Annotated in this window: 21 protein-coding genes and 3 pseudogenes; 15 read left to right on the forward strand and 9 right to left on the reverse strand. The window is 60.8% G+C overall.

The genetic code is table 11. The annotated features are described in order from the left end of the window. Window positions 1-10 precede the first annotated feature (10 nt). From LB526_RS09680 to LB526_RS09690, 3 genes are read left to right on the forward strand one after another with little or no spacing between them, the layout of a single operon-like run. Window positions 11-892 (forward strand): carbohydrate ABC transporter permease, encoded by an 882-nt coding sequence (locus tag LB526_RS09680; protein WP_224627430.1) that lies wholly within the window; start codon window positions 11-13, stop codon window positions 890-892. After that, a complete protein-coding gene (locus LB526_RS09685; RefSeq protein WP_224627431.1) occupies window positions 892-1,704 on the forward strand; it encodes a carbohydrate ABC transporter permease in 813 nt (270 codons plus the stop codon). The genes LB526_RS09680 and LB526_RS09685 overlap by 1 nt, the downstream gene beginning before the upstream one ends. Window positions 1,705-1,711: 7 nt before the next feature. Further along, a complete protein-coding gene (locus LB526_RS09690; RefSeq protein WP_140846242.1) occupies window positions 1,712-2,773 on the forward strand; it encodes an ABC transporter ATP-binding protein in 1,062 nt (353 codons plus the stop codon). 478 nt (window positions 2,774-3,251) lie between these two features. On the opposite strand, the pseudogene LB526_RS09695 reads toward LB526_RS09690, so the two are convergent. Beyond that, window positions 3,252-3,718 (reverse strand): annotated as a pseudogene (locus LB526_RS09695) (tetratricopeptide repeat protein); the annotation flags it as partial. Window positions 3,719-3,853: 135 nt separating this feature from the next. On the opposite strand from LB526_RS09695, the pseudogene LB526_RS09700 reads away from it, so the two are divergent. The 3 genes and pseudogenes from LB526_RS09700 to LB526_RS29575 form a co-directional block, all read left to right on the forward strand. Continuing rightward, window positions 3,854-4,066, forward strand: a pseudogene (locus tag LB526_RS09700) (transposase); the annotation flags it as partial. A 145-nt stretch (window positions 4,067-4,211) separates the two neighbouring features. Next, window positions 4,212-4,280 (forward strand): annotated as a pseudogene (locus LB526_RS29570) (hypothetical protein); the annotation flags it as partial. A gap of 48 nt (window positions 4,281-4,328) precedes the next feature. Then, complete coding sequence (locus LB526_RS29575) at window positions 4,329-4,754, forward strand: hypothetical protein (RefSeq protein ID WP_263483209.1); 426 nt, start codon at window positions 4,329-4,331, stop codon at window positions 4,752-4,754. A gap of 282 nt (window positions 4,755-5,036) precedes the next feature. Here LB526_RS29575 and LB526_RS09710 read toward each other — a convergent pair whose 3' ends face one another. The 5 genes from LB526_RS09710 to LB526_RS09730 form a co-directional block, all read right to left on the reverse strand. After that, window positions 5,037-6,104 carry a cyclic nucleotide-gated potassium channel gene (locus LB526_RS09710; RefSeq protein WP_224627509.1) on the reverse strand — a complete coding sequence of 356 codons (1,068 nt, stop codon included), beginning with the start codon at window positions 6,102-6,104 and terminating at the stop codon, window positions 5,037-5,039. 65 nt (window positions 6,105-6,169) lie between these two features. After that, window positions 6,170-7,234, reverse strand: coding sequence for an adenylate/guanylate cyclase domain-containing protein (locus LB526_RS09715; RefSeq protein WP_224627433.1), 1,065 nt, complete (start codon window positions 7,232-7,234; stop codon window positions 6,170-6,172). 3 nt (window positions 7,235-7,237) lie between these two features. Further along, the gene (locus tag LB526_RS09720) at window positions 7,238-7,732 is read right to left on the reverse strand and encodes a Rab family GTPase (protein ID WP_224603339.1); all 495 of its coding nucleotides are present in this window, start codon (window positions 7,730-7,732) and stop codon (window positions 7,238-7,240) included. A 13-nt stretch (window positions 7,733-7,745) separates the two neighbouring features. Then, a complete protein-coding gene (locus LB526_RS09725) occupies window positions 7,746-10,793 on the reverse strand; it encodes an OmpA family protein (protein ID WP_224627434.1) in 3,048 nt (1,015 codons plus the stop codon). Between the two features lie 7 nt (window positions 10,794-10,800). Further along, the gene (locus LB526_RS09730) at window positions 10,801-11,466 is read right to left on the reverse strand and encodes a hypothetical protein (RefSeq protein ID WP_095765772.1); all 666 of its coding nucleotides are present in this window, start codon (window positions 11,464-11,466) and stop codon (window positions 10,801-10,803) included. 45 nt (window positions 11,467-11,511) lie between these two features. Here LB526_RS09730 and LB526_RS09735 point away from each other — a divergent pair, with 45 nt between their 5' ends. The 4 genes from LB526_RS09735 to LB526_RS09750 all read left to right on the forward strand — a co-directional run bounded on the left by LB526_RS09735 (window position 11,512) and on the right by LB526_RS09750 (window position 15,623). After that, window positions 11,512-11,838 carry a hypothetical protein gene (locus LB526_RS09735; RefSeq protein ID WP_224627435.1) on the forward strand — a complete coding sequence of 109 codons (327 nt, stop codon included), beginning with the start codon at window positions 11,512-11,514 and terminating at the stop codon, window positions 11,836-11,838. A 161-nt stretch (window positions 11,839-11,999) separates the two neighbouring features. Then, window positions 12,000-13,214: a glycosyltransferase family protein gene (locus LB526_RS09740; protein WP_095765770.1), complete on the forward strand. Its 1,215-nt coding sequence runs from the start codon at window positions 12,000-12,002 to the stop codon at window positions 13,212-13,214. Between the two features lies 1 nt (window position 13,215). Next, window positions 13,216-14,460 (forward strand): glycosyltransferase, encoded by a 1,245-nt coding sequence (locus tag LB526_RS09745; RefSeq protein WP_224627436.1) that lies wholly within the window; start codon window positions 13,216-13,218, stop codon window positions 14,458-14,460. Beyond that, window positions 14,457-15,623, forward strand: coding sequence for a glycosyltransferase family protein (locus LB526_RS09750; RefSeq protein ID WP_224523655.1), 1,167 nt, complete (start codon window positions 14,457-14,459; stop codon window positions 15,621-15,623). The genes LB526_RS09745 and LB526_RS09750 overlap by 4 nt, the downstream gene beginning before the upstream one ends. A 129-nt stretch (window positions 15,624-15,752) precedes the next feature. Here the strand turns inward: LB526_RS09750 and LB526_RS09755 are convergent, their stop codons facing one another. Next, the gene (locus tag LB526_RS09755; RefSeq protein ID WP_411962587.1) at window positions 15,753-16,427 is read right to left on the reverse strand and encodes a class I SAM-dependent methyltransferase; all 675 of its coding nucleotides are present in this window, start codon (window positions 16,425-16,427) and stop codon (window positions 15,753-15,755) included. A gap of 159 nt (window positions 16,428-16,586) precedes the next feature. Between LB526_RS09755 and LB526_RS09760 the strand changes: the two genes are divergently transcribed. From LB526_RS09760 to LB526_RS09770, 3 genes are all read left to right on the forward strand, one after another. Beyond that, entirely contained in the window at window positions 16,587-19,301 is a 2,715-nt protein-coding gene (locus LB526_RS09760; RefSeq protein ID WP_224627437.1) for an ABC transporter transmembrane domain-containing protein, read from the forward strand. 187 nt (window positions 19,302-19,488) lie between these two features. Further along, complete coding sequence (locus LB526_RS09765) at window positions 19,489-19,938, forward strand: cyclic nucleotide-binding domain-containing protein (protein WP_095765767.1); 450 nt, start codon at window positions 19,489-19,491, stop codon at window positions 19,936-19,938. 133 nt (window positions 19,939-20,071) lie between these two features. Then, on the forward strand, window positions 20,072-20,926 hold the full coding sequence (locus LB526_RS09770; RefSeq protein ID WP_224545059.1) for an MBL fold metallo-hydrolase: 855 nt from the start codon (window positions 20,072-20,074) through the stop codon (window positions 20,924-20,926). 1 nt (window position 20,927) lies between these two features. On the opposite strand, the gene LB526_RS09775 is transcribed toward LB526_RS09770, so the two are convergent. Continuing rightward, a complete protein-coding gene (locus LB526_RS09775; protein WP_224627438.1) occupies window positions 20,928-21,692 on the reverse strand; it encodes a polysaccharide deacetylase family protein in 765 nt (254 codons plus the stop codon). Continuing rightward, on the reverse strand, window positions 21,689-22,777 hold the full coding sequence (locus LB526_RS09780) for a glycosyltransferase family 4 protein (RefSeq protein WP_224607073.1): 1,089 nt from the start codon (window positions 22,775-22,777) through the stop codon (window positions 21,689-21,691). The genes LB526_RS09775 and LB526_RS09780 overlap by 4 nt, the downstream gene beginning before the upstream one ends. A gap of 75 nt (window positions 22,778-22,852) precedes the next feature. Between LB526_RS09780 and LB526_RS09785 the strand changes: the two genes are divergently transcribed. Next, complete coding sequence (locus LB526_RS09785; RefSeq protein WP_224627439.1) at window positions 22,853-24,031, forward strand: DUF3095 domain-containing protein; 1,179 nt, start codon at window positions 22,853-22,855, stop codon at window positions 24,029-24,031. 114 nt (window positions 24,032-24,145) lie between these two features. After that, window positions 24,146-25,489, forward strand: coding sequence for a nucleotide sugar dehydrogenase (locus LB526_RS09790; protein ID WP_224627440.1), 1,344 nt, complete (start codon window positions 24,146-24,148; stop codon window positions 25,487-25,489). Window positions 25,490-25,753 lie beyond the last annotated feature (264 nt).

Consider the following 25,753-nt stretch of genomic DNA (forward strand, 5'->3'; position numbering starts at 1 on the left):
GGTTGACCCGATGAGACCCGTGGCCCCAGCGTCCGATCCGACAAGACATTTCTTCCAGCCGATCATCGTCTGCCTGACGGTGGCCTCGGTCGCGCTGACGCTGTTCGTCATCTGGATATCGCTGCACGATCTCTCGCTGATGCGGGCGGGCCGCGAAAAATTCGTCGGCCTCGACAACTATATCCGCTTCCTCGGCGACCCGCGCGCCATGGCCGCGCTCTGGCGCACGGTGCTCTTCACGGTGCTGGCGACAGTGATCGAGATCGCGCTCGGCCTTGCCGTCGTGCTCTTCCTCGATCGCGACTTCGTCATGAAGCGGCTGGTCAGGACGCTACTCTTGGTACCAATCATCATGACGCCGGTGGTCGTTGGGCTCACCTGGCGGTTCCTCTTCGATCCCGCCACCGGCATGGCGAACTATCTTCTATCGCTGGCAGGCATTTCCCAAGTCGACTGGCTGGGCAGCCCACAGATCGCGCTGGTTTCGGTGCTGATCGCCGACATTTGGCAATGGACACCTTTCGTCATCCTGCTGGTGATGGCGGCCCTTGAATCAGCGCCCACCGACCCGCTCAACGCCGCCCGCGTCGACGGCGCGCGCGAATGGCAGGTCACCTGGTATGTGCTTCTTCCCATGCTGCGCCGCGCGCTTGCCATCGTCGCGCTGATCAGGGCGATCGACAGCATCAAGGCCTTCGACCTCTTCTACATCATGACGCGCGGGGGGCCGGCGCTGTCGACCGAGACGCTGAACTATTATGGCTACATCGTGGCCTTCACCAATTTCGACATCTCGTATGCCTTGGCCATCGCCATCATTCTGACCGTGTTCACCAATGTCGCGCTGCTGACCATGTACAGCGTGCTCTTCCCCAAGACAGGAGACCGCTGATGGGCAGACGCGCGCTGTTCTATCTCGGGTTGGGCCTGCTTCTCTTGGCGGTGCTGTTCCCGCTCTACTGGGTCGTCGTCACCTCCTTCAAGACGACCCGCGATGCCTTCGCCATTCCGCCGGTCTGGCTGTTCAGCCCGACGCTGGACAACTACCGCACGGTGTTCGCCAATCGCGGCTTCCTAAGCGCCTTCGCCAACTCCTTCATCGTCTCGCTCCTCTCCAGCGCGCTCGCCGTCGCGGTCGGTTCGCTCGCAGCTTATGGGCTTGCGCAGCAGCCAGCGGAGCTGCGCCGCGCACGGGAAAAATTCATCCTCAGCCTGCGCATCGCGCCGGCTCTGCTCTTCGTCATTCCGATGTATTATCTGGCGACCCGCATCGGCGCGCTGAACAAGCACTGGCTGCTGATCGCCGCCTATGCCTTCGTCAACGTGCCTTTCGCCATCTCACTGCTCATTACCTTCTTCGATGACATTCCGAAGGAGTTGCGCGACGCCGCGCGCGTCGACGGCGCACGCGAGTTTGCGATCTTCTGGCACGTCTATCTGCCGGCGGCGCGCGGCGGCATTGTCGCGACGCTGATCCTGTGTGTGCTCTTCACTTGGAACGAGTTCTTCGTCGCCTTGGTGCTCACCGGCCGCGACACCCAGACACTGCCGGTCTCGATCACCTCGTTCCTGACGTTCCAGGGCATCCAGTGGGGCGCGCTCACTGCGGCCGCCACGCTCATCATGCTGCCGATGATCGTCCTCGGCGTCCTGGTGCAGGGGCAGGTCGTACGCGGCATGACACTTGGCAGCGTGAAGGGCTGAACTTCAGATGGCGCAACTCTCGATAAAGTCGGTCTCGAAATCCTACGGCGCGGTCCAGGTGCTGGACGACGTGTCAGTCGAGGTGGAGGAGGGGTCTTTCGTAGTCCTGCTCGGCCCGTCCGGCTGCGGGAAATCGACGCTGCTCCATGCGGTGGCCGGCCTTAACCCGATCGATTCCGGCACCATCGTCATCGGGGACCGCAATGTCACCAACTTGCCAGCGCGGGATCGCGATGTCGCAATGGTGTTCCAGTCCTACGCGCTCTATCCGACCATGACGGTGGCGCAGAACATCGCCTTTCCGCTGAAGATGCGCGGGCTCGACCGCAGCACGTCTGATGAGAAGGTCGCCGGTGTCGCGCGCCTGCTCCAGATCCAGCCGCTGCTGTCCCGTCTGCCGCGCGAGCTTTCCGGTGGCCAGCGCCAGCGCGTCGCGATCGGCCGGGCGCTGGTGCGCGACCCGCGGCTCTTTCTGTTCGACGAGCCACTCTCCAATCTGGATGCCGCGCTGCGTACCGAACTTCGCGCCGAGATCAAGCGCTTGCACCAGTCGATCCGCCGAACCATGGTCTATGTCACGCATGACCAGACAGAGGCGCTGACGCTGGCCGACAAGATCGTGGTGCTGAAATCTGGCCGCATTGAGCAGACCGGCACGCCGCTCTCACTCTATGACGATCCCGACAACGCTTTCGTCGCCGGCTTCATCGGAACGCCGCGCATGAACTTCCTCAAGGCGACCGTCGTGGACGATGGCAAGGCGCTGACGGCCGGCGAAGCGAGGGTGGACATCACGCATCTCAAGACGAAGCTGGAGAACGGCAAGACGGTGACGCTGGGCATCAGGCCGGAGCATCTCGACGAGAAGCAGGGCGTGACACTTTCGCTTGCCGTCGACGTCACCGAGCGCCTCGGCTCGACCTCCTACGTCCACGGCGCGCTGGCGAGCGGCGAGACCGTGGTCGCCGAGCGCCGCGAGGACCAGCCGCGCTTCGGCGAGACGATCACATTGCGCTTTCAGCCTGTCCGCGCGCGTATCTTCGACCTGGAGGGTAATCGCATTCGTTAGGGTCCTCGCCGGGTGTCTTGAGCCGCCGCAAATTCCAATTAAGAAGCGGCCCGCTGGCGGACGGCGCGCCCTATCTCACGCAACCCGGCACGCATGGTGTGCGATCGAATTCTGGCGGTTGTTACACATCATCTTGTCGGCATTGCGAGAAGTCACTTTAGATCTGTGAAATAAAAGGTTATGGCGGAGAGAGCGTCTGTCGATCTTGGGCCTATAACGTTGAAAATACGTAGCTTTTTTGTCTGCTTTGTTACGCAGCTTGTTACACAGCCGGGGCGACAGGTCACGATTTCCATAAGCTCGCTGCTCTGAGTTCGTCCACCCATTTTTGCGCGGCATTCGAGAGTCACGCCGCAAGGAATGTCAGTTTTGCGCCTCTTTGGGCCCAGGCAAGTCAGCCATCTGAGTACTCAGGGGAGAGCCCTTCTTGTCTGCTCCGCTGAACGGCCTTTGGAGCTTTGGTGGCGGGAAGCGTTGACTTTGTGTATGCGTCCCCCAAGGTGCAAAGCGCCTCCACCAGATCCGGCTTCAAATCGAGGGCGTACTGAATGTGCCTGATCGCAGGCGTAAATTCGCTGACCTTCAAATACGCTTCGCCGAGGCTGAGGTGGTAATAGGGGTTCTGCGGCTCCTCTCCAACCGCCCGAGCGAAATACCGCAGGGCCTTCTCGGCGTCGTGTCCGAGCCCGAGCGTTCCCAGTATATAGAATGCCAGCGGTGGTTTGGGGTCCGCGCCAGAACGCGCAGACACAGTTCCTCGGCCTCCGGCAGTCGCTCAGCCTTCTGTAGTTCGAGCGCCTGCCTCAACAGCATGTCGTCGGCCTGGTTCTGGGGCGGGCCAGACTTTCGCTGGGCTGCTGGCGGCAGAGCTTTCGGCGGCGGTGTCTTAGCCGTGGGTTTGGTTTTCAGGTGCTTTGCCCAGGCGGGCGGCAATCGGTTGCTCATGGCGCTTCGCTAGCAAATGCGGCCCACAGAATCCGGCCTTAAGGCAAGCTGCTCTCGTTGCGGGAAAGTCTGTCTGGCCTGCTGCCGGTTTCGTGGACACCGAGATAAGGTGTTTGACGGAACTGGAGAGTGGGAATGCAAAGAAGAAAGTTCAGCCGCGAGTTCAAACTTGAGGCGGTGAGATTGATCAAGGATCGGGGCGTTGCGGTGGCCCAGGCTGCCCGCGACCTCGATGTCCACGAGAACGTGCTGCGCAAATGGGTGCGCGATCTGTCGACGGATCCGCAGCATGCGTTTCCCCGCCACGGGCAGATGAAGCCGGAGCAACTCGAGATTGACCGGCTGCGACTGGGCACGCATCCGCCGCCCCTGGACGTCAAAAGGCGGCTTCGAGCATTGGCTTCTCGTCCGCCGCAAGCGATCGACATCCGGAGAAAAAGCCTACTACCTGGTCTTCGCCCCGCCCGGTTCCTCCTTGGCCGAATTGGCGGCAGTGGCCGGCCTGCGCTGGGCGGTCGAGGAGTGCTTTGAGCGCGCCAAGGATGATCTCGGACTTGATCATTGCGAGGCTCGGTCCTGGCACGGATGGCATCGCCACATGAGCCTATGCATGACCGCCCTGGCGTTCCTGTCCAAACTATCGGCCGATCTTCGCCGCAGCGCATGGAGCAAACCGAACGAAACGAGTCCAAAGGGTCAATCGCCGCCTGATTCGGATGACTGCGCTCGTTCCGAGCGTCCCCGAGATCCGCTATCTCCTCGCCCGGATCCTCATCTTCCCACCGACACAAAAGCCCTTCATCATCGCCTGGTCGCTGTGGCGACGACGACATCAGGCCGCGGCATCCGTCTGTCACTACAAACGGCGCGGATATCCGCAACTGTAGTGTTAATGCCCAAGATCGAGGATCTGGCCGGCTGCTGCATTGCTACCTCAATTGTTCGGGTGGACGGGGTCATGTCGCTGTCGTACGCCCTCCACGGCCGAGTACCGCCTCGCTATACTGAAAAGACCACCCGCGTCGCGGTGTCCTGAAGACATCCCGTTGCGCCAGAAACTTGATACATCGCCATCGGTCGAAACTCGCCTTTTTGGGTAATCGGCAAGGCAATACACATAGCCACCAGGGGCGAACTCATTTGAGCCCTCCAGCTCTGATCCAGGGCGGCAATCTTTAACAGGGAGACAACGCAGCCGATCAGCTTCTTCCCGACACGCACCGAGGTCTACGCTCATGGCGAAAAAACCGGCGCCCTTACCCAGGTCGAAATTCGGGGCCGGAATGGACATGTCCCGCAGTTGCACCTCGTAGTACCGTCAAGGCATCGGCGCCGCGCCGCGCCGCTCGAGCGCGGTCTTGCGGATGATTTCCGCGATCTCCGGGCTGCTGCCGCATAGCATCTGGAAATCCGACGAGTGCAGCGATAGCAGTGAGACCGCCGTTGCGGCGCTGACGGTCGCCATACGCGGTTCGCCGCTGATCAGCGCCATCTCGCCGAAGAAGGCGCCAGGGCCAAGCTCCACCGGATTCGGCGTTGCGACGCTGACGCGCCCCTCCACGACGAAGAACATCTGGTCACCGCTCTCGCCATTGCGACAGATCACGGCGCCCGCCGGCACGGTGCGAGGTCTTAACGCGCGCACGATCTCGACCAGCACGGCCGGTCCGAGCTTCTGAAACAACGGCACGGCGGCGACCAATTGCCAATTACGGACAAAGTCCCCGCGACGGACTTCTTGATAGAAGCCGGTGGCAAGAATGCCTGCCCAGAGGGCGAAGATGCCGATGCCACTCATCATGACAGCCCCAGCAAGGACACGGCCAGCGAAGCTTTGCGGAATAGCGTCGCCATAGCCGGTGGTGGACAGCGTGACCACCGCCCACCACATTGCCTGGGGGATGCTGCCGAACTTTTCCGGTTGGATATCGCGCTCGATGACATAGCCCGCGAGAGCGACACCGAACAGAACGACGCCGAAGAGCGTGGTAACGCCGATCAGGTTGCGCGCTTCGTTGGCCAGCACCCTGCCCAGCACCGGGAAGAAAGTCGAGTCGCGCAGCGGTTTCAGGAGCCAGACAGCACAGTAGAGGCTCCGGTCGGGCGTGCCAACGAGCAGAAATGCGGCGAGTGGAACCAAGACCGCGAGCACATCGATGACGATTGCCGGCGTCCTGTCCCTAGCGTCTACCGCCTGGCGCTTGAGCAGCGTCGCGGCCATTTGCAGGAGATAGGCGCCCCAAATGACAGCGAGCAGCACAGCCAGAGCCAGCCTGCTTCGTCCGGACATGTCCGGTATCGTGAGCCCAGCCACCGCCAGAAGTCCAGGCGCAGCCAGCACCGCGTTGAGCGGCGCGTAAATTCTTACAAAAGGCAGTACCGACATTTCTATGCCCGCGAGTGGCTGCTGCCCTCCAAAATAGGATGCCTTCGAGGCAAGCGTAAAGGTGCCTAGAGCCGCCACATTCGCACGCGACCTGTGCCACGCAATTCCGTTTCCCCGAGCGGCTCGCAAGCAAATTCCGGCCCAAGCAATTGATGAGTCGCATCCGAAATACGGATTTCATCGGGCTCTGCGGCTTTTTGAATGCGCGCGGCGAGATTGACGGTGTCGCCCCACAGGTCATAGACGAACCGCCTTTTGCCGATGACGCCCGCGACGATTGGCCCTGAGTGAATTCCAATTCTAAGGCTTAGCGGTTCTCCTGCGAAGCGCTCGCACCTGGCCGCCTCCCGCAGCTCGAGCGCATAATGTGCAAGGGCGTGCGCGTGATCTGGTCGCGCGACGGGCAGGCCAGCGACCGCCATGACGCAATCGCCGATGGTCTTGATCTTTTCGCAGCCATGCTGTTCCGAGAGCAGATCCGCAGCCCTGAAGAAGTAATTCAAGATAGCGAGCGTCGCCGTGGCTCCGACGCTCCGCGCTCTTTCCGTAAAACCGACGATGTCGGCAAAGAGCACACTGACCTCCGCGTGGTTGTCTGCAATTTGCTCGTCAGCCTTCAGCCGCTCCGCGATCGAGGCCGGAAGAATGTTAAGGAGCAGGGATTCGGCGCGCCGGTACTCGCGCGACAAACCCTCCTGGCTCTCCCTCAATGCCTCATTCGTCGATTGCAGCTTCGCATTGAGTTGACGCTCCCTCTCCTGCAGAAGCGTCATTTCGTATGCCTTCTGCTGAAGCCGCTGCTGGTGGTCGCGTTCGGGCGTGGCGTCGAGAAAGACCAGCCACACCGAGTCGCCATCGCCAAAGAAGTGAAGGTCCGCGACATGCCCGCCGGGCAGTTCCATCATGGGCATATGGAATGGAAGCTCGGGGCAAGGCAGCAGCCCTTCCATGAATTCAAGCTGCTGGGCAACGGGCTCGCCGAGGCGAAGCGACGAGAGCCCGTAAAAGTCGAGATTGCCGCCCTTGGCTTCTATGCATTGCCGGGTATCGATCATCAGATAAGCTGCGAAGCGCTCATTCGAGAAGAAGTCGTATATCCAGCTTCTGACTTCTTTCGGCAAACTGGACATGGTCTAGTTGGCGACCATCGAAGCAAGCTGACGAAACGCATCGTCGACATGTTCGCCCGAAAGCGCGCTCGTCAGATAGATCTGCCATCCACGTTGCTTGAGTTCGTCGATCTCGCCCTCCGGTATCGCCCACCGATCAGTCAGGTCGGACTTGTTGAACAGCAATATGAACGGCATGGCGCCGAATTCGGCCTCGCACCGTTCGCGCAGCGTGAGCGCCACCGCAAGAGTGGCTGGCCGGGTTCCATCGGCGACCAGCACGAGCCCGGTCGCGCCTCGCACATAGCTGACGCGGAACGAGCCGATATCGTCTTCGCCGGCCAGATCCCACAAGATCAGGTCCACTGTCTTGTCCGGAAACGCGACGCTCTTCTTGTCGATCTTGACGCCGACCGTGGTCAGGTAGTTTTCCGAGAAGATGCTTTGGACGAACCTGCGCACCAAGCTGGTCTTGCCGACGGCGAACCCGCCCAACATGCAGATCTTTTTTTGCAGCATCCTGGGCTCCGCGCTACTCTAGGTTCACCGTAATCGAAACCCGGCGATTGGTGGAGTTCCCAGTTCGGCTATTTTCATTTTCGGGCACCGCCGGCTCGAAGGTGCCGGCGCCCCGAACCTGCAGGAGTTCCGGAGCGACGCCGCGCTTGTTGAGAAGCGCGCGAACTGTCTCGGCGCGGGCGGCGCTGATCGACGCGTTGGCCGTCTCGCGACCCGTTATGTCCGAATGGCCGGTCAACATGAACCGCGCCGTCACGCCTGCCTTGTGGGCATTTTCTGCGAATTCCTTCAGCTGATCAGCCAGTCTGTCGAGCACCGGCGTCTGCTCCGGTCCCGGGACAACTCTACCGGAAGAGAAGAAAATATCGGTCGTCTGGATGGCCTCTCTCAACTGATTAAGCTCTGCAAGGTTTAGCTCGCTCAGCTGCGAGACATCCAGAACCACTCCGTCCGCCGAAAGTTGGTCGGCGGCGGCCCGCGCTCGGCTGATCCAGCCGGCAGGTGCCTCGCCCACAACGACGATGCGACCCTGGACGATCGAAAGCCGAACCGATTTCGGCGGGGACAGCGACGCCGTCAGCCGCTTCACCACGAACTTCGGATCAAGACTCTGATAGAATTGCCACTGTGAATGAACGCGAGCGGGATCGACCTGTGTTCCGGACAGCAGAGCTTTTGGGTCGACGGCAAGAGGATCTCTCAGACCGGAAATGTAGAAATCTCCGCCCCTCGCCGATTGCTGAGCGACGATGATTCCCGGTTCGGCCTCAAGTCGCGACACATAATACTGCCAATGCTCCGCCGCGCGTGCATCGGGGCTCACATCACGAACCTTGGAGATGTCGAACTCCGGCCCGCCTTCTGAAAGCTGTCTTGCCGCTGCGCGCGCCCGATCTATCCAGGTGTCGGGAGCCTCACCCTCGGCAACGATGCGACCTTTGACGATTGAAAGTCGCACTTTATCCATCGGATACAGCGACGCCGTTAGCCGCTTCAAGACGAACTGCGGCTCAAGGCTCTGATAGAATTGCCAGCTGGCATGAACGCGCGCGGGATCGACCTGCGTCCCGGACAGCAGCGACTGCGGGTCGACGGCAAGCGGGTCTCTCAGGCCGGCAATATAGAATTGGCCATCGCGCACATTCTGTTGGGCGACGATGATGCCGGGCTGCGCCTCCAGGCGCGACACATAGGCCTGCCAGCGCTCCTCGGGGCTCACATCACGGACCCCGGAAATGTCGAAGACCGGGCCGCCGGCTGAAAGCTGCTGGGCGGCCGCGCGCGCCCGGTTGATCCACGCGGTGGTGGCTACACCCGCGGCAACGATGCGATCATTGACGACTGAAAGCCGCACCGAATCCGGCGGAGCAAGCGAGGCCGTCAGCCGTTTAAGCACGAACTGCGGCTCAAGGCTCTGGTAGAATTGCCAGCTTGCATGAACACGCGTGGGATCGACCTGCGTTCCCGCCAACAGCGACCTTGGGTCGGCGGCAAGCGGGTCTCTCAGACCTGTAATGTAGAATTGGCCGTCGCGCACGTTGTGATCGGCGACGATGATGCCAGGCTGGGTCTCCAGTTGCGTCACGTAGGCCTGCCAGCGCTCCTCGGCGCTCGCATCGCTGACCCCGGAAATGTCGAAGACTGGGCCGCCTGCCGAAAGCTGCTGGGCAGCGGCCCGCGCCCGGTCGATCCACGTGGTGGTCGCCTCGCCCTCGGCAACGATGCGACCATCGACGACCGAGAGTCGTACCGAATCCGGCGGCGCCAGCGACGCCGACAGCCGCTTCAGCACGAATTCCGGCTCGAGGCTCTGATAGAAGTGCCAGTTTGAATGAACGCGGGCGGGATCGACCTCCGTTCCCGGCAGCAGCGACTGTGGGTCCGCGGCGAGCGGGTCTCTCAGGCCGGCGACATAGAACTCGCCGCCACGGATTTTTTGGTCCGAAACGACGATACCCGGTTGGGCTGCCAGCCGCGACAGGTAGGTCTGCCAGCGGTGTGCGGATTGCCAGGACAGAAAGAACCAGCCGCCCCCCACGATCAATGCCAGCAGGACCGCCGTCACCACCAGCCACGGAAATCCCTCTTTCGTATCCATGTGCTGCAGCTCGACGCAGGTCTGCAACTGCGTCTCCACGCCGGGCAACTGGGAACTATCGCCGTCGAACCGCTCCAGGGCTCGCGAGGATTCTTGATGGATGCGAAGCAGTACGTCGCGGAGGACTTCATGCAGTTCCTCCGGAGGATTTCCCCGGATCACCGCAACCAGGGTCGCAAACTGTCCGACTTCCGACCAGAGGCGAAGTTCCCCAAACCGGATGGTGTCGAGGCCGCTGTTTTCCTTCTCTTTGAAAGAGTCCTTCACAAAATCCTGGATGGCGCTCAGCATCGAGGAAATCAGTTGAGGGTCTTCGCTGGTTGCGTCTTGGGATGTTACATGCGCAATCAGGAGCCCAGAAGCGCGACTGATGAGAAAGACATGTTCCACGCGATAGATAAGAGAATGCTTGAGAACAACTGCCGAGAAGCTTGTCCCCGTTCGCCAGGCTTCAAACCTCCACTTCAACCCATGCCAAGTGAATATATGCCTCAGAGACTCATTCAACGACTGGAAGGTCTGGTCGATCTTTTCGCCGATCGACTTGCGAATCGCCGGCAGAAAAACCGGATACAATATATCGGTCAGCGTGTTCGGGTTCTTTTGGATGGACCGCTGCGCGGCTCTCTCGACGGCCGGGGCAAGGGCCTCGCCGAGTTGCGCATGGGACGCGCGCGCCGTTGCTTCGGGCAGAACGTTTCCCACCGCGGCGGCAAGCTGCTCGGGTTCGTCGAGCAGGTGCGTAACGCGTGACAGCTCCGAGATCTCGCCGCCGACGAGCAGTTGGCGGAGCCTTTCAAGCCGATGGTCGGCGGCCGGAACGCCTTCGTAAAGGGCACGGTTGTCCGGATCGACGTTCCGGGCAATTTCCACCAAAAGGCGGGCCAAAGCCTCGCGATCAATACCGGTATCGTTCGAAGCTTGTCTTTGAGATAGGCTGATTGGTTCGACGCTCGACGTCAAGTTCCGATCAACTCACTTTCCAGCCACGCTCCGAATTGCCCTTGCTGCCGACGGGATCCTGGTTGAGACATTTCGCGACCTCGACGAACAGGCCGGCCAGAAGATTCCGGTCAGTCTTGACGTTGCTTAGATCGGAAAAGATCTTCTCCATCAGCATTTGAGCGCTTTCGTTCTTCTGCTTGATTTCCTCGCGCAGCAAATGGTCGCTTCTGCTCATGCGATCCGCGAATTCGCGCTCGAGCTCGCTCAATTGGTCCGACAAGGCGCGCACCTGCTTTTCGAGTGCCTGGTTTTGATCGCGAAGATTGCGGTCGATCTCCTTGTCGGCCTCGGCGCGCGCATCCTTTTCGTTGCGCAACTGCGTCGCCAGCGAGTCGACCTGCTTCTTGGCATTCGACTCGTAGGTTTCAAGATTGCGCTTGGTTTCGGACTCGACATCCTTGAAGCGTTGCAGGAACCGCTCTTCAAGCTTGGAGAAACGGCGGTCGTAGTCCTGCATCTGATTGCCGAACAAAAGATCGCGTATCTTGTCGACACCTGGAGCATCACCGCCGGCCCCGCCCTCGCGAGCCTGGGAGGCCATGAAGTTCAGCCCGTTTCCCTCTGCATTACCTATCAGATTTGCGTCCGCTTTACTTGCCGAAGAAGCGGCACTCGAAGATTCCTTCGCCATTTCTGTGCCCCAATTACCCACTGCAACATTAGGAGATGGTAAACTATGTCAGACAAATACCAAGCCCGCAAGACGGAATCCGTTGGTTTGACCCAGCCGAACGCCACGTCACCGACGTGGCAATGGAAGTTGGAGCGGTTCCATCTTAAAAGCGGCCGCGACTTATCAGCGATCAAGCCGGCAGGCGCGGGGTCGTCGAAGCAGTGTGACGGTCCGCAATCTCTGCGCTCACGGGCGTTCAACCGCAAGGCGATCAACCGCGTAACGACGGCGGTAGCGCTCAGGGCCGGCAGCCAAAGATGGAAAATCGGGGATGATCAATACCAGCGAATGGTGCAGGTTCTTCATGATCCGTGGCAAGCGGGCAACTGAGCGGGTGCGGCTCCCGCTTCAGCATATGGACCCTTTGAGGAATACAAATTGAAAATTTTGCCCTCATGTTTCACAACAGGTCGGTGGGCTCGCGAGGGTGGTTTCGAATCCAGCGGGTCGTCCCCGGTTCTCAACGCGAGAATTCTGAAAGACGTTCAATAATGACGCAGCACGTACAAGACGCTCGAATTCTCATGTATAGCCACGACACGTTCGGGCTCGGCCACTTGCAGCGCTGCCGGACGATCGCGCATTCGCTGGTCGAGGATTTCCGCGGACTTCAGGTGCTGATCATTTCAGGCGCGCCTATCGCCGGCGCCTTCGACTATCGCGCCCGTGTCGACTTCGTGAAGATCCCCAGCGTCATCAAGTTGCGCAACGGCGAATACACCTCGCTGGAAAAGGATATCGATCTGCATGAGACGCTCAGGATGCGGCAGTCGATCATCCGCCACACAGCCGAGACCTTCCGGCCGGAAATCTTCATCGTCGACAAGGAACCGCTCGGCCTGCGCGGTGAGATCGAGGACACGCTGTCCTACCTCAAGACGCGAGGTACCACGCTCGTGCTTGGCCTGCGCGAGGTGATGGATGCGCCGCATCTGCTCGAAGCAGAGTGGGCACGCAGGGATGTGATGCGCAAGATAGGCCTATTCTACGACAAGGTCTGGGCCTATGGCCCGCCGGATTTCTACGATCCGTTGACCGGCTTGGATGTGCCGCCGGCTGTCAGGGCAAAGATGCGGTTCGTCGGCTTCCTGCAACGGAGCCTGCAGCGGAACGAGTTGCCCGGCCACCGGCCCGAGGGCGAGTATATCCTCGTTACCACGGGGGGCGGCGGTGACGGCGCGGAACTGATCCACGACGTCATCGATGCCTATCAGCAGGACCCGCAATTGCAGCATAGGGCGCTGATCGTGCTTGGGCCTTACATGCCGGCGCGCAAGCGCAACAAGCTGCTCAAGAAGGGGTCCAAGATCCCCTGCGTCAAGATGATCGAGTTCGACAACCGCATGGAAGACCTGATTGCCGGCGCCAAGGCGGTAGTGGCAATGGGTGGTTACAACACCTATTGCGAGATACTGTCTTTCGACAAGCCGGCGCTGATCGTGCCGCGCGTCGAGCCCCGCCAGGAACAACTGATCCGAGCTCGGCGCGCAGCCGAACTCGGCCTCATCGAGATGCTTTTGCCGGACGAAGCCAAGGATTCCCAGCGGTTTGCCGATGCACTGGTGGCGCTACCGGACCGGCCCCGCCCATCCCAGAGCAATCCGCATCTGAGGCTGGAAGGGCTGCCTCATATTTCCGAAATCGTTGCAGAACTGCTCGATCGGCGGGCCAGCCCTCACCTTTCGGTCATTGAGGGAATGAGCTGAGTTGCAACGTCGCAAGATCGTCGTGGTTCTGAAGGGCTATCCGCGGCTGTCGGAAACCTTCATCGCGCAGGAACTGCTCGGTCTGGAGCGCGCGGGATTCGACCTGATACTCGTCGCGCTCAGGCGGCCGACCGACGCAAAACGCCACCCCGTGCATGACGAGATCAAAGCGCCCGTCCATTATCTGCCGGAATATCTGCATCACGAGCCGCTGCGCGTGGTTCGCTCGCTGTTTGCCTATCTGCTGCGGCCGGGGTTCTGGCGCGCGCTCGGATCGCTGGCTGCCGATATCCCCCGCGACTTTACGCGCAATCGCGTGCGCCGCTTCGGGCAAGCGCTCGTGCTGGCGGCCGAATGGCCGCAAGACGCGGGATGGCTGCATGCACATTTCGCGCACACGCCGGCCTCGGTGACGCGCTATGCCAGCCTGCTTCGTAGTCTGCCCTGGAGCTGCTCAGCCCATGCCAAGGACATCTGGACTTCGGCGGACTGGGATCTGGCCGGCAAGCTTTCCTCGGCGCGCTGGACGGTCACTTGCACGAAAACCGGCTTCGACCGTCTGAACGAACTCGCCAATGGCAACTCGTCCGTGCATCTGAGCTACCATGGGCTCGACCTTGATCGCTTCGGCAGTTTCGGCGAGGCGCGAAAACAGCGGGACGGCTCGGCGCCGGACGAACCGGTCATCATTCTGAGCGTCGGGCGCGCCGTTGCAAAGAAAGGTTACGATACCTTGCTGGAGGCCCTTGCCCTCTTGCCTGGCGATTTGGCGTGGCGTTTCGAGCATATCGGCGGCGGCGAGGAACTGGAACGGCTCAAGGCGCTGGCGCAAAAGCTCGGACTGGATGGACGCGTCTCCTGGAAGGGCGCGCTTGCGCAAGAGGAGGTGCTTGAGCACTACCGGTTCGCCGACATCTTCGCCCTGGCCTGCAGGATCACCGCAAATGGCGACCGGGACGGTCTGCCGAATGTCCTGGTGGAGGCGGCCAGCCAGCGGCTTGCCTGCGTGTCGACCGATATTTCCGGCGTGCCGGAGCTTTTGTCGCCGGATGAAACCGGGCTGCTGGTTCCGACGGAAAACCCAATTGCCCTGGCAGAGGCGCTGGAGCGCCTGATCCGTGATCCCGTGCTTCGCGCCCGCCTCGGCGACGCCGCGGAGCAGTGCGTGCGCTGCAATTTCGACCATATAGCTAGCATTGGACAGCTCAAGGAACTGTTCGAGCGGGAGTGGCGGGCCGCCGAATGAAGCGACTGCGCGCTTTCTTCTATGTCCAGCACCTCCTCGGTATCGGCCATCTCGCGCGCGCCAGCCGCATTGCGGCGGCGCTGGTCGATGACGGGTTTGACGTAACCGTGGTGACTGGCGGAGCGTCGATCGCGGGGTTTCCAGGACTGGGTGTAAAATCTGTGTCCCTGCCACCCGTCACCTCCGGTGATGAAGGATTTTCCGGACTTGTCGACCTGCAGGGCAAACCCATCGACGATGATTTCAAGAAACGGCGTTCAGGAATGCTGCTGCAGGCATTCCTGGATTGCAGGCCTGATATCGTCATTGTCGAGGCGTTTCCATTTGGACGCCGGCAGATGCGTTTCGAACTCTTGCCGCTGATCGAGGCCATCGACGCGACGTCGCCCAGGCCGCTACTGGTGACGTCCGTCCGTGATATCCTTCAGGAGCGCGTCAAGCCGGGCCGAAATGAGGAAACGGTCGATCTCATCAACAGGCATTTCGACCTTGTCATGGTCCACGGCGATCCGGCTTTCGCAACCATCGACAAGACATTTCCGCTGGCTGGGGCAATCAGGGCCGAGGTCACCTACACAGGGCTCGTTGCCGCGCCGCCATCGCCCGCGGCCACCGAGCGCTTCGACATTCTGGTGTCGGTTGGCGGCGGGGCTGCCGGAACGGGCCTTGTCGGTTCCACCATCGCAGCGGCGCGGAATGCCAACAATGGCTGGAAATGGTGTTTGATCACCGGCCCCAACCTGCCGAAAGACGAGTTTGACGCGATCGCACGCGATGCCACACCGGGCCTGTCCATCTTCCGCTTCCGCGAGGATTTTGCCAGCTTGCTGACCGGCGCCCGCCTGTCGGTCTCGCAGGCGGGTTACAACACGGTCTGCGATGTCCTCCGCGCGGGTTGTCGCTCCCTTCTCGTGCCGTTTGCAGCCGGCGGGGAAACCGAACAAACAGTTCGCGCCTTGATGCTCGAAGAACTCGGGCTTGCAACGGTGCTGATGGAAAAGGACCTGACGCCTGAAGGTTTGGCGCAGGCGATCGAACAGGCGCTTGTGGCACCGAGGCCGTCCGCGCATCGTCTCGATCTGGAAGGGGCGCGTCACTCGGCGCAAATCCTGTGCGAGCGGCATCGAACACGGTCCCTAAAATGGGGCCCGGTCTCGGAATAGGACATGATCAAGCAGATGGCGGGGCCTAAAGCGCGTCGCGCTGAACCGGATTCAGGCGCCGCGCTTTAAGTCTTTGTTTTGATGCATGTCGTTGTCCTAAAACCGCTACGCGCTTTTGGGCGAAATGCATCAAACAGTTCCAATTAGCATGAAGCGCGAATAATTTTTTGTCGGTAGTTCGCCAGAGAATCGTATCTCCCGCAGCGCCGCCATTGCTTCGAGAGCTGCAAGTGAAGCCACGCAGTTGATGTGCGTCGGCTCGCTGAAATAGTCATTTGATTGCAGCAGTACATTCGTGCCCCGCGGAAGCAGGGCAAGCCAGGCACGCAGATCGGCTATGTGCTCGCAGCTCGTATTGACTATCAGATCGGACGGCCCGGCCGCATAGTCGAGTGCGTACATATCTGCTGTTAGCGCCCGGAACCGGCCGCCGGCTTCCCGGTTGAGGGTCCGGGCAACTGGCGCGACTTCGGGATCGATGTCGATGCTATCGACTGCCGCAATATCGAAGCGGGGGTCGTTGAAAAGCATTGCCGGCAATATGCCGTACCATCCGCCCAGAACCCATATGCGCCCGAAGCGCCCGCCGCAGCTTTCGAACAGCCTGTCGAGCGCCCACATCTTGCAGGCCACCTGCTTGTGGTTGAAGGCGTTGGCGATGTCGGCCTTCGGATGTTTGGCGATGACGCGCGCCAGCCCTGCCACGAGAGGGTGGTTGACATAGGCAGCAATTCCCCGCGTGAGGTCCAAGGCCTGCTCGTGCCCGTTCATGCCGGCATTGCGCGGTTGCGTGACATCCATCATATTCGCCTTGTACGTTGGGATTTCGGGCGACACAACGCAATCTTGCCCCGCCAAGCCGCCTCGCAGGCTTCGAACATGTCGCCGGTGATGATTGCCGATGCGCCGTCCGCCAGCTGATGCTTTTACTTTGTTCTTTAAACTGAAGGTCCACAGTCGCATATGGAACCCAGCCTGGCTCGCTATATCTGGACGCACACCAAGAAGCAGCAGCTCTGGATATTGGTTATCGTCTTGCTTTCGATGATCCCGTATTTCATGTCCTTTGACCTGCCGAAGTTGATTGTCAACGGCCCGATCCAAGGTCGCGGCTTCGAGCAGCCGGGCGCGACCCAGCCATTCATGAGGCTACACTATAACCTGCCGTTCATCGGAGAGGTCCAGTTCTTTCCTGGCTTTCAGCTCGACCGCACGACGACGCTGCTTGCCCTGAGCCTTGTGTTCCTCCTGCTGGTCATCATCAACGGCCTGTTCAAATTCTACATCAACACCTACAAGGGCCGCCTCGGTGAACGGATGCTGCGCCGTATCCGCTTCGAACTGGTCGATCGTGTGCTGCGGTTTCCGCCGCGTTATTTCAAGCGCGTGAAATCCGCCGAGGTGGCAACCATGGTGAAGGACGAGGTGGAGCCGCTGGGCGGTTTCATCGGCGATGCTTTCCTGCAGCCGGTGCTGCTCGGCGGCCAGGCGGTGACGGCCATGCTGTTCATCGTGGTCCAGAACTTCTGGCTCGGAATGATCGCCGCCGTGATCGTCTTGATCCAGATCGTGCTGATCCCGCGAATGCGGCGGCGGCTGATCGTGCTCGGGCGCAAACGGCAGTTGACGGCGCGCGCGCTGTCGGGCCGCGTCGGCGAAATCGTCGACGGCATCGGCGCGGTTCACGTCCATGATACGTCAAACTACGAGCGCGCCGACATAGCTGCCCGGCTCGGGCTCATCTTCAAGATCCGCTTCGATCTTTACCAATGGAAATTCATGGTGAAGTTCCTCAACAATTTTCTCGCGCAGATCACCCCCTTTCTGTTCTACATGGTCGGCGGGTATCTGGTCATTCGGGGGCGGCTGGACGTCGGTCAGCTCGTGGCCGTGATCGGCGCCTACAAGGACCTGCCCGGACCGATGAAGGAACTGATCGACTGGGATCAGGACCGGCAGGATGTCCAGGTCAAATACCAGCAGGTCGTCGAACAATTCACCGTCGAGGGTCTCATTGCGCCGCGAATCGGGGCACTGACGATCGACGATCCCGGTCCGATGACCAACCCCCTGTCGGCGATCGGTCTGTCCATGGCAGACGATGGCGGTGCAATGCTCCTCGACCGTATCTCTCTCCAGGTCAAGCCGGGGGAGACGGTGGCGCTGGTCAGCACCTCAACAGGTGGAGCGGAGGCGCTTGCAGAGGCCTTCGCGCGGCTGAACTGGCCGGAAAGCGGAAGGGTCGCTTCGGGTGCCGACGACCTGCTTGAACTCCCCGAAGCAGTGACCGGTCGGCGCATGTCCTATGCCTCGTCGGATGTTTTCCTGTTCCAGGCAAGCCTCCGCGACAATCTGCTCTACGGGTTGAAGCATGCGCCGCTGACGTCGGTGACTTATGACGGTGCCGCGGCGGACCAGCACCGCTGGAACATCCACGAGGCGCGCCGATCAGGCAACCCGGACCTTGATATCCACAGCGACTGGATCGACTATGCTTCCGTCGGCGCTACCGGCCCGCACGACCTCTTTGAAGCCGTGCGCCAGGTGCTCGACGCGGTTCTTCTGTCGCGCGACATTTTGGATCTAGGCTTGCGTTCTTCGGCCGACCTCACGCGTCACACGGAACTTGCCGGGCGGATCGTCGAATTGCGTGCGGCGCTGCGAACCCGGCTGGAACACGAAGGATTGAGCGGACTGGTGGTTCCTTTCGAACCGGGCGCCTACAATAAGGAAGCAACGATCGGCCAGAACCTGCTCTTCGGCGCTGCCGCCGGCCCGGAGCTGGCCGACAGGGCCCTGGCGGCCAATCCTTATTTCGCGTCGGTGCTGATGCAAGCCGGCCTCGATCGCATGCTCTACGAAATGGGCATGGATATCGCCAAACAAGCGATCGAGCTGTTTGCCGACCTACCGCCCGATCACCAGTTCTTCCAGCAGCTCGCCTTCATGAGCGCCGAGGAGATACCAGCCTACGAAACCTTGCTGCAACGGCTCAAGAACCGTCCCTACGAGACGGTCTCGGAGAGCGACCGCGCCATGATCGTCACCCTGAGCTTTGCCTATATCGAGCCCCGGCATCGCTTCGGCCTGCTCAGCGACGAATTGATGAACAAGATCGTCGCCGCACGCAACCAGTTCTATGAAGACCTGCCGCCCGAGCTGCAAAACGCCGTCGAACGCTACGATCCTGCCAAATACATTGCTGCGGCTACTGTCATGGACAATGTCCTGTTCGGGCGTCTGGGCAGCAACCATCCCGATGCGCCGGACCGCATACGCTCCATTGTCTATGATATTCTTGATGAACTGGGGCTTTATGCCGAACTGCTGGATGTCGGCTTGGACTTCAACGTCGGCGCCGGCGGCAGGCGGTTGACCAGTGGACAGCGACAGAAGCTCGATGTTGCCCGGGCCCTGCTCAAGCGTCCCGATTTTCTCATTTTCAACCGGCCGCTGTCGGCGCTCGACCAGCGCGTACAAGAAAAGGTGCTGCAAAACGTGCTCGAGGAAGCCAGACGCGACGGCCGTTCGCCGGCAATTGTGTGGGTCGTGACGAATCCGGCAATGGCGATGATGTTCGATCGCGTTGTCGTCTTCGACTCGGGTCGTTTGGTGGAAGACGGACCACACGAGACGCTTTTGGCGGGGAGCGGTATTTTCAAGGAACTGCTGTCATAGAGCCCGGACATTCAGATGGGATCGTTCCGCCGATGGGAACTTGCTGCAAGCTCAAGAGATTAAGGTTTCCAACTGATCAGGCCGCCACGTTCGCGCGGTTCGTCCCGCTATCCGCAAGCAGAATTGATTCCATCTGGATGTCGGTTGTTCTAGTCTGGCAGGCGTGAATTTTGGGAGGTTTGCGACAATGCTGCTCAAGGATGAGGTCGGAATGCTGCAACGCGTTCCCTTGTTCTCTGGCATCGAGCCGGCAAAGCTCAAGCTGCTTGCGTTCACATCTGATCGCGTAAGCTACAGCGCCGGCCAGATCCTTTTCCGGCAGGGCGACGAGGGAGACGCCGCCTATGTCATCCTTTCAGGCAAGGCCGATATTCTGGTCGATTCCGAGAGCGGACCGATAAAAGTTGCCGAACTGCTGCCAAATTCGATCGTTGGCGAGATCGCCATATTGTGCAACAGCTCCCGCACGGCCACCGTCAGAGCCGCAAGTCCGGTGGAAGCCTTGAGAATTCGCAAGGATCATTTCCTGAGGCTTATGAAGGAGTTCCCGGAAATGACCGTCGAGATGGTTCGGGTTCTCGCCGATCGCCTAAGCCATACGACCGCGGATCTGATCGACGCACGAAGCGCCAAATAACGAATGATTTGCGCCGATCCTTGCCGTCGTGATGGCACTGACCTCTCATGGACAAGGTCATCAGGAGGAAAACCTGTCTCGCCTAGCAGCAGTTGTTTGGCTACGATGGCCTAGGGGAATATGAAGGGCTTGCATGGACGACGACGTTTTCCTGGTCAGGTTTTGGGGCGTCCGCGGCAGCATTTCGGTATCGGGGCCAGACTTCTCCCGCTATGGCGGCAACACGATCTGCATTGAGATGCGATGCGGCAAGCATACGCTTCTGTTCGACGCCGGCTCCGGCTTGCGGCCTGCCGGCTGGGCGCTTCGGGCGTCGGGCGTGACCGATTTCGACCTGTTTTTCACCCACTGCCATTATGACCACATCATCGGGCTGCCGGCATTTAAGCCGATCTATGACCGCAGCGTCAAAGTCAGGCTTTGGTCCGGGCATCTTGCAGGACGCATGACGACCCGACAGATGGTCGATGAGTTCATGCGGCCGCCTTGGTTTCCGGTGAGACTGGACGTCTGCAAGGCAAGCCTCGACTATTGCGATTTCGTGTCAGGAGACGTGCTTCGGCCGCGTGAAGGGGTGGTGATCCGAACCGGCAGTCTCACCCATCCCGGTGGCTGTATAGGCTATCGGGTCGAATGGGGTGGCCGCGTCGTGGCGGTGATCACAGACACCGAACATGAGTCGGGTAAACTCGATCAGGCGGTGCTCGGCCTAATCGAAGATGCCGACCTCGTCATTTACGATTGCGCCTACACCGAGGAGGAAATGGAACGCTACCGCGGGAACGGGCACTCGACATGGCAACAGGGGGTCAAGCTCTGCGAGGCGGCCCGTGCGCGGGAGCTTGCGCTGGTTCACCACGATCCGGCGCGCACCGACGAGGAACTGGACGAGATCGAGAAACTGGCCAAGAACAGGTTTGCCGGCTCTTTTGCCGCGCGGGATGGTCAGACGATCGAATTTCCAGTCTTATCGCACAAAGCGGGCTGAGCTACTTTCCTCTGCTGGCGCTGCGCCCGATCAATGTCCTGATCGGATGCCATGCACAGGCTGCATTGCGTGCGGTGACGGCGAAGAGCCGTTCGAGGAAAAGCCAGGCCGATTCATCATGGACGAGATGATGGGTGAGCAGGCCGACCGGTTCGCCGCCGTCGAATGCATGCCGCAATTGCGCGGCGACGGCCTGAACCAATAGGCCATGATCGCGGCAGCCGCGCGTGCCATGCCAATCCATGATGTCGACATTGCTGTTGATGACCGCCAGCGAAGCCGGCTTCGGCGGCCCAAAGGCCGACAGTCCCAAAAATCCTATCGACCCAAGGTCGGATACCAAGCCGGCGTCGATCCTGTTCCAGGGTGGCACCAGCATCGGAAGGGCACGTGCGCCGTGCAAGCCGGTTATGCGAGAGAGCCCGCGAGCCAGATCATCGAGCACCGCCTCGGGTGGCCGATGCGGCCCGAGTTCCTGCTTTTTCTGGTCCTCGGGCGCATGATTTCGGTGCGCCCAGCCATGGATGGCGACCGTGGCATGCGGCGCCTCGTCAAGCCGGACGACAAGCTTCTCATCAGTCAGGGCTGGAATGACGGCCAGAGCGACCGGAACCCCGAATTCACTGGTGAGGTCGAGCAGCCGATCAAGCGCAAGCGTCGGATCCACGGCGTCATCGTCGCGCAGCCAGAATTCTGCCTTGCGGTCCGCCCGTTGCCAGCGCGCCAGTTCTTCCACCAAGGGTTGCCAGATCGGATCGGATGTCATGAGACCGGGATCTTCGCAAGAAGTTCGGCCAGACGCGCCGCCGCCGTATCGAGCGAGCGCTCCTCGAGGATGAAACGTCTGGCTTCTGCGGCCATGATGGTTCTTTCGTCGTTACGGGCCAGAAGCCTTTCAATGGCAGAAGCGAACGCCGTCACATCGCCCGGCGGGGTGAGGAACCCGGCCTGGCCATCCCGCACGACCTCCGGCACGCCGGCGATGTCCTGAGCCACCACCGGAAGGCCGGCGGCCTGTGCTTCAAGATAGGCAACACCATAGGCCTCGCCGAAACCCGGCCAGACGTAAATTCCCCCACTGTAGAGGACATCCGGCACGGCGGCCGGCTCAATCGCGCCAAGCCATTCGATACGGTCGGCGGGCAAGCCAGCGAATTGCGCTTTAACCTCGTCACGGGCAGGCCCGTCCCCGACGACCGACATGGTCCAGCGCAGGTGACCGATCGAACCGAGCGCTTGCGCCAGCATGCGATAGCTTTCGAGTTTGTCGCCCCGGCGCATCATGGCGATGGTAACAAGGCGCGTCGGACAACCCCGTGCCGGCATTTCACGGAATGCCGATGTGTCGATGAAGGGCGAAAGCGTGCCGAAAGTGGCGCCGGGTACCGCATCCGCCAGTCCCTGGCGGTCCCTTTGCGTAAAGCAGATGTTCAGTGCCGCCTGTTCGACGGCTCGCGTTACCAACGCTTGCGTATCACCCCACAAACCGGCGTTGCGCCGCCTCGAATAGGAGGCTTCCGCCGTCACATAGGGGACAGCAAAGGCCGCCGCCAGCTCGGGCCCGATCAGGTCGGGTGCCTTGTAATAGGGATGATAAGTGAACCAGAGATCGGGCTTGCCGTCACGATCCCAAAGCCTTGTCAACCTCGCGGCTTCCTCTCGGGCCTCGATCTTGAGCGCATCGAAACTTTTCGGCTCCGGTTCGCGTAGATAGAAGCGCAATTCGGATGTCAGTTCGACGCTATGCCCCACGTGCTGCAGCGCCTTGATCAGCGTCCGTGCCATCTGGCGGTCGCCGGAGGCAACGGGATCATTGGGTGACTTCAGCGGCGCGTAGAAGGCAATTCGCATTGCCGGACCCTATCATCGGAAAGCCGGCGCAAGTCAATTTCGCAGCATGATAGACTTCACCCTTCAAGCAGTGGAATGTGCTATCTGATGCCCATGGAAACAGCTGCCGCGTCCGACCCGTTTGTGGCTTCTCTGCCGGTTTTCGCAAAGTTCGAAGGCGTTGCGGATATCGACAACTATCGGCCTCTCCCCGATGACTGGGCGCTGGCCGCCGCAGACATTGTCGGCTCGACCAAGGCGATCGAGGCTGGGCGCTATAAAACCGTCAATATGGCCGGCGCCAGTGTCATTTCGGCGCTGCTGAATGCGCTGGGTCGGCAAGATCTTCCCTTTGTGTTCGGCGGCGACGGCGCGCTCGTGGCGTTTCCAGGCTCGGTCCTGGAGATCACGCGCAACGCGCTGGCGGCTGTCCAGAGATGGGTGGCGGACGAACTGGACCTGACCTTGCGTGCCGCAATCGTGCCGATAAAGGATATAAGAGCGCAAGGTCTCGACGTTCGCGTGGCGAGGTTCCAAGCCTCCGAAGCGGTCTTCTATGCCATGTTCGCCGGCGGTGGTGGCAGTTGGGCGGAAACCGAGATGAAAGCCGGGCGCTACCGCGTCGATCCTGCGCCGGCCGGCGCGCGGCCGGATCTGACCGGCCTCTCCTGCCGCTGGAACCCGATCGAAGCACGGCATGGCGACATCGTCTCGATCATAGCCATACCGGGTCCGTCGCGCGACTTGCGCGGTTTTCAGTCTCTGGTTTCCGACATCATTGCCCTTGCCGGCAGGCAGGAACGCGATGGCCATCCAGTGCCGGTGAACGGGCCGGCCTACAGTTTTTCGCCCGCCGGCTTCGATCTCGAGGCGAGGGCCGTGGCGCCGGCAGGACGGCGGTGGTTGTCGAAGCTGTGGATATTGTTCCTGCTGACGCTAGCGGCCGTTGCCGATCGATTCGGGTGGACGATCGGTCGGTTCGATCCGAAGGTCTACAAACGCGACGTGGCCAGCAATTCGGATTTCCGGAAGTTCGACGACGGCTTGAAGATGACCATCGACGTTGACTCGGACGTCTTGCAACGGATCGAGAACCGGCTGAAACAGGCGGAAGAGGCGGGCATCTGCACCTATGGCCTGCACCGCCAGAAATCGGCCTTGATGACATGCCTCGTCGCTTCGCCGCTGCAGCGCGACCACCTTCATTTCATCGATGGCGCGGCCGGCGGCTATGCGAGGGCTGCCGCAAGCCTGAAGGCGAAGGTTCCGGTTTGATGACGGCTTGCGGAAACCGATCTTCCGCAATATGCCTCGGCCATGGTCCTTGAGACCAAGTGAGCCTCGCCACGGGAACGGACAGCCTGTCCGAATTGACGGGAAAGCAGATTTTTGGACGCCTCACGATCGATATATCACCATCTTCTAAACCGGATTTCGACGCGCGCTGCACAAGTCGGCGTGATCGGACTGGGCTATGTCGGATTGCCGCTGGCGGTTGCGGTCGCACGCGCCGGCTTCCCGATTTCGGGCTTCGACATCGAAGCCCACAAGGTCGAGAGCCTGAACAACGGCCAATCCTACATCGAGGCGGTGGCGTCGACAGCCCTTGCCGGCCAGGTGGCGAGCGGACGGTTCCGCGCCACTGCGGATTTTGCGGAACTGGCCGTGTGCGAGGTCATCATCATCTGCGTTCCGACACCGCTGACGAAAAACCGTGAGCCGGATCTCTCCTTTGTCAGGAACACGGCAGGCACCATTGCGAAGCATCTGCGTCCCGGCCAGCTGGTCGTGCTGGAATCGACCACCTATCCCGGCACCACCGATGACGTGATCAAGCCCATACTGGAAGAAACCGGCTTGCGGTCGAAGATAGACTTCTTCCTCGGCTTCTCGCCCGAACGCGAGGATCCCGGCAACCGCAGCTTCGAAGTCGCGACGATCCCTAAGGTCGTGGCAGGCGACGGCATTGAAGCGGCGACGCTCGTGCAGGCTTTCTACCAGGGCGTGGTCAAGACCGTCGTTCCGGTTTCCACCACGGCGACCGCCGAGGCGGTCAAGCTGACGGAAAACATCTTCCGCTCGGTCAACATAGCACTCGTCAACGAGTTGAAGGTCGTGCTCGGTGCGATGGACATCGACATCTGGGAGGTGATCGAGGCGGCAAAGAGCAAGCCCTTCGGCTACATGCCGTTCTATCCTGGCCCCGGACTTGGCGGGCACTGCGTTCCGATCGATCCCTTCTACCTGACGTGGAAGGCACGCGAATACGAACTGCCGACCCGCTTCATCGAGCTGGCGGCAGAGATCAACACGGCCATGCCGCGTCATGTGGTCGATGAACTGGCGAAGGCGCTGGACCGGCGCTGTGGTAAGGCGCTCAGCCGCTCGCGCATTCTCATCGTCGGGCTCGCCTATAAGAAGAATGTGCCCGATATCCGCGAAAGCCCCTCATTGCGGCTCATTGAACTCATCGAGGAATGGGGCGGCAAGGCGGAGTTCCACGATCCGCATGTTACCGAGATACCGACCACGCGGGAGCATATGGCGATCAAGGGGCGCCGCTCGGTCGAATTGACCGAGGCGGCTCTGAAGGATTTCGATGCTGTCGTCGTTGCAACCGACCACGACGCGATCGACTATCAGACGATCGCCGATCACGCCCCTCTAATCGTCGACACACGCAATGTTTTTGGCCGCCTCGGGCTGGACCGAGAGACAGTGCTAAAGGCCTGACGGCATCTGAGCCGGCGAATTTCTTGTGCGGTGTCAGGATCGTGGTTGCACTCCGTCGGCTGACTCGCCACATAACGCCACCGAATACAGTTGCATTTATGCCTTCCCTTGGCCGCAAGGATAGTCATCCGGGATATTCTTCGCCGCTTTTGCCGCCGAGGCCGGCCTTGTTGACTTCGGGTGTCTTATCGTTGGGTCGTTGACGGACTGTGTTATGGCAGATCAGAGGATAATGGTTCCGTCTTCCGACGGGTTTCGAGATAG

Source organism: Mesorhizobium sp. CA6, from assembly GCF_020165035.1.
Taxonomy (GTDB): Bacteria; Pseudomonadota; Alphaproteobacteria; order Rhizobiales; family Rhizobiaceae; genus Mesorhizobium.

What these genes read in the sequence shown, in the direction of transcription:
- LB526_RS09730 (WP_095765772.1), bottom strand. Translation starts at nt 11,466, where the DNA reads ATGGCGAAGGAATCTTCGAGTGCCGCTTCTTCGGCAAGTAAAGCGGAC.
- LB526_RS09685 (WP_224627431.1), top strand. Translation starts at nt 892, where the DNA reads ATGGGCAGACGCGCGCTGTTCTATCTCGGGTTGGGCCTGCTTCTCTTG.
- LB526_RS09775 (WP_224627438.1), bottom strand. Translation starts at nt 21,692, where the DNA reads ATGACATCCGATCCGATCTGGCAACCCTTGGTGGAAGAACTGGCGCGC.
- LB526_RS09760 (WP_224627437.1), top strand. Translation starts at nt 16,587, where the DNA reads ATGGAACCCAGCCTGGCTCGCTATATCTGGACGCACACCAAGAAGCAG.
- LB526_RS09715 (WP_224627433.1), bottom strand. Translation starts at nt 7,234, where the DNA reads ATGTCCAGTTTGCCGAAAGAAGTCAGAAGCTGGATATACGACTTCTTC.
- LB526_RS09750 (WP_224523655.1), top strand. Translation starts at nt 14,457, where the DNA reads ATGAAGCGACTGCGCGCTTTCTTCTATGTCCAGCACCTCCTCGGTATC.
- LB526_RS09780 (WP_224607073.1), bottom strand. Translation starts at nt 22,777, where the DNA reads ATGCGAATTGCCTTCTACGCGCCGCTGAAGTCACCCAATGATCCCGTT.
- LB526_RS09690 (WP_140846242.1), top strand. Translation starts at nt 1,712, where the DNA reads ATGGCGCAACTCTCGATAAAGTCGGTCTCGAAATCCTACGGCGCGGTC.
- LB526_RS09770 (WP_224545059.1), top strand. Translation starts at nt 20,072, where the DNA reads ATGGACGACGACGTTTTCCTGGTCAGGTTTTGGGGCGTCCGCGGCAGC.
- LB526_RS09765 (WP_095765767.1), top strand. Translation starts at nt 19,489, where the DNA reads ATGCTGCTCAAGGATGAGGTCGGAATGCTGCAACGCGTTCCCTTGTTC.
- LB526_RS29575 (WP_263483209.1), top strand. Translation starts at nt 4,329, where the DNA reads ATGACCGCCCTGGCGTTCCTGTCCAAACTATCGGCCGATCTTCGCCGC.
- LB526_RS09680 (WP_224627430.1), top strand. Translation starts at nt 11, where the DNA reads ATGAGACCCGTGGCCCCAGCGTCCGATCCGACAAGACATTTCTTCCAG.
- LB526_RS09720 (WP_224603339.1), bottom strand. Translation starts at nt 7,732, where the DNA reads ATGCTGCAAAAAAAGATCTGCATGTTGGGCGGGTTCGCCGTCGGCAAG.
- LB526_RS09710 (WP_224627509.1), bottom strand. Translation starts at nt 6,104, where the DNA reads ATGTCGGTACTGCCTTTTGTAAGAATTTACGCGCCGCTCAACGCGGTG.
- LB526_RS09785 (WP_224627439.1), top strand. Translation starts at nt 22,853, where the DNA reads ATGTGCTATCTGATGCCCATGGAAACAGCTGCCGCGTCCGACCCGTTT.
- LB526_RS09740 (WP_095765770.1), top strand. Translation starts at nt 12,000, where the DNA reads ATGACGCAGCACGTACAAGACGCTCGAATTCTCATGTATAGCCACGAC.
- LB526_RS09735 (WP_224627435.1), top strand. Translation starts at nt 11,512, where the DNA reads ATGTCAGACAAATACCAAGCCCGCAAGACGGAATCCGTTGGTTTGACC.
- LB526_RS09755 (WP_411962587.1), bottom strand. Translation starts at nt 16,427, where the DNA reads ATGATGGATGTCACGCAACCGCGCAATGCCGGCATGAACGGGCACGAG.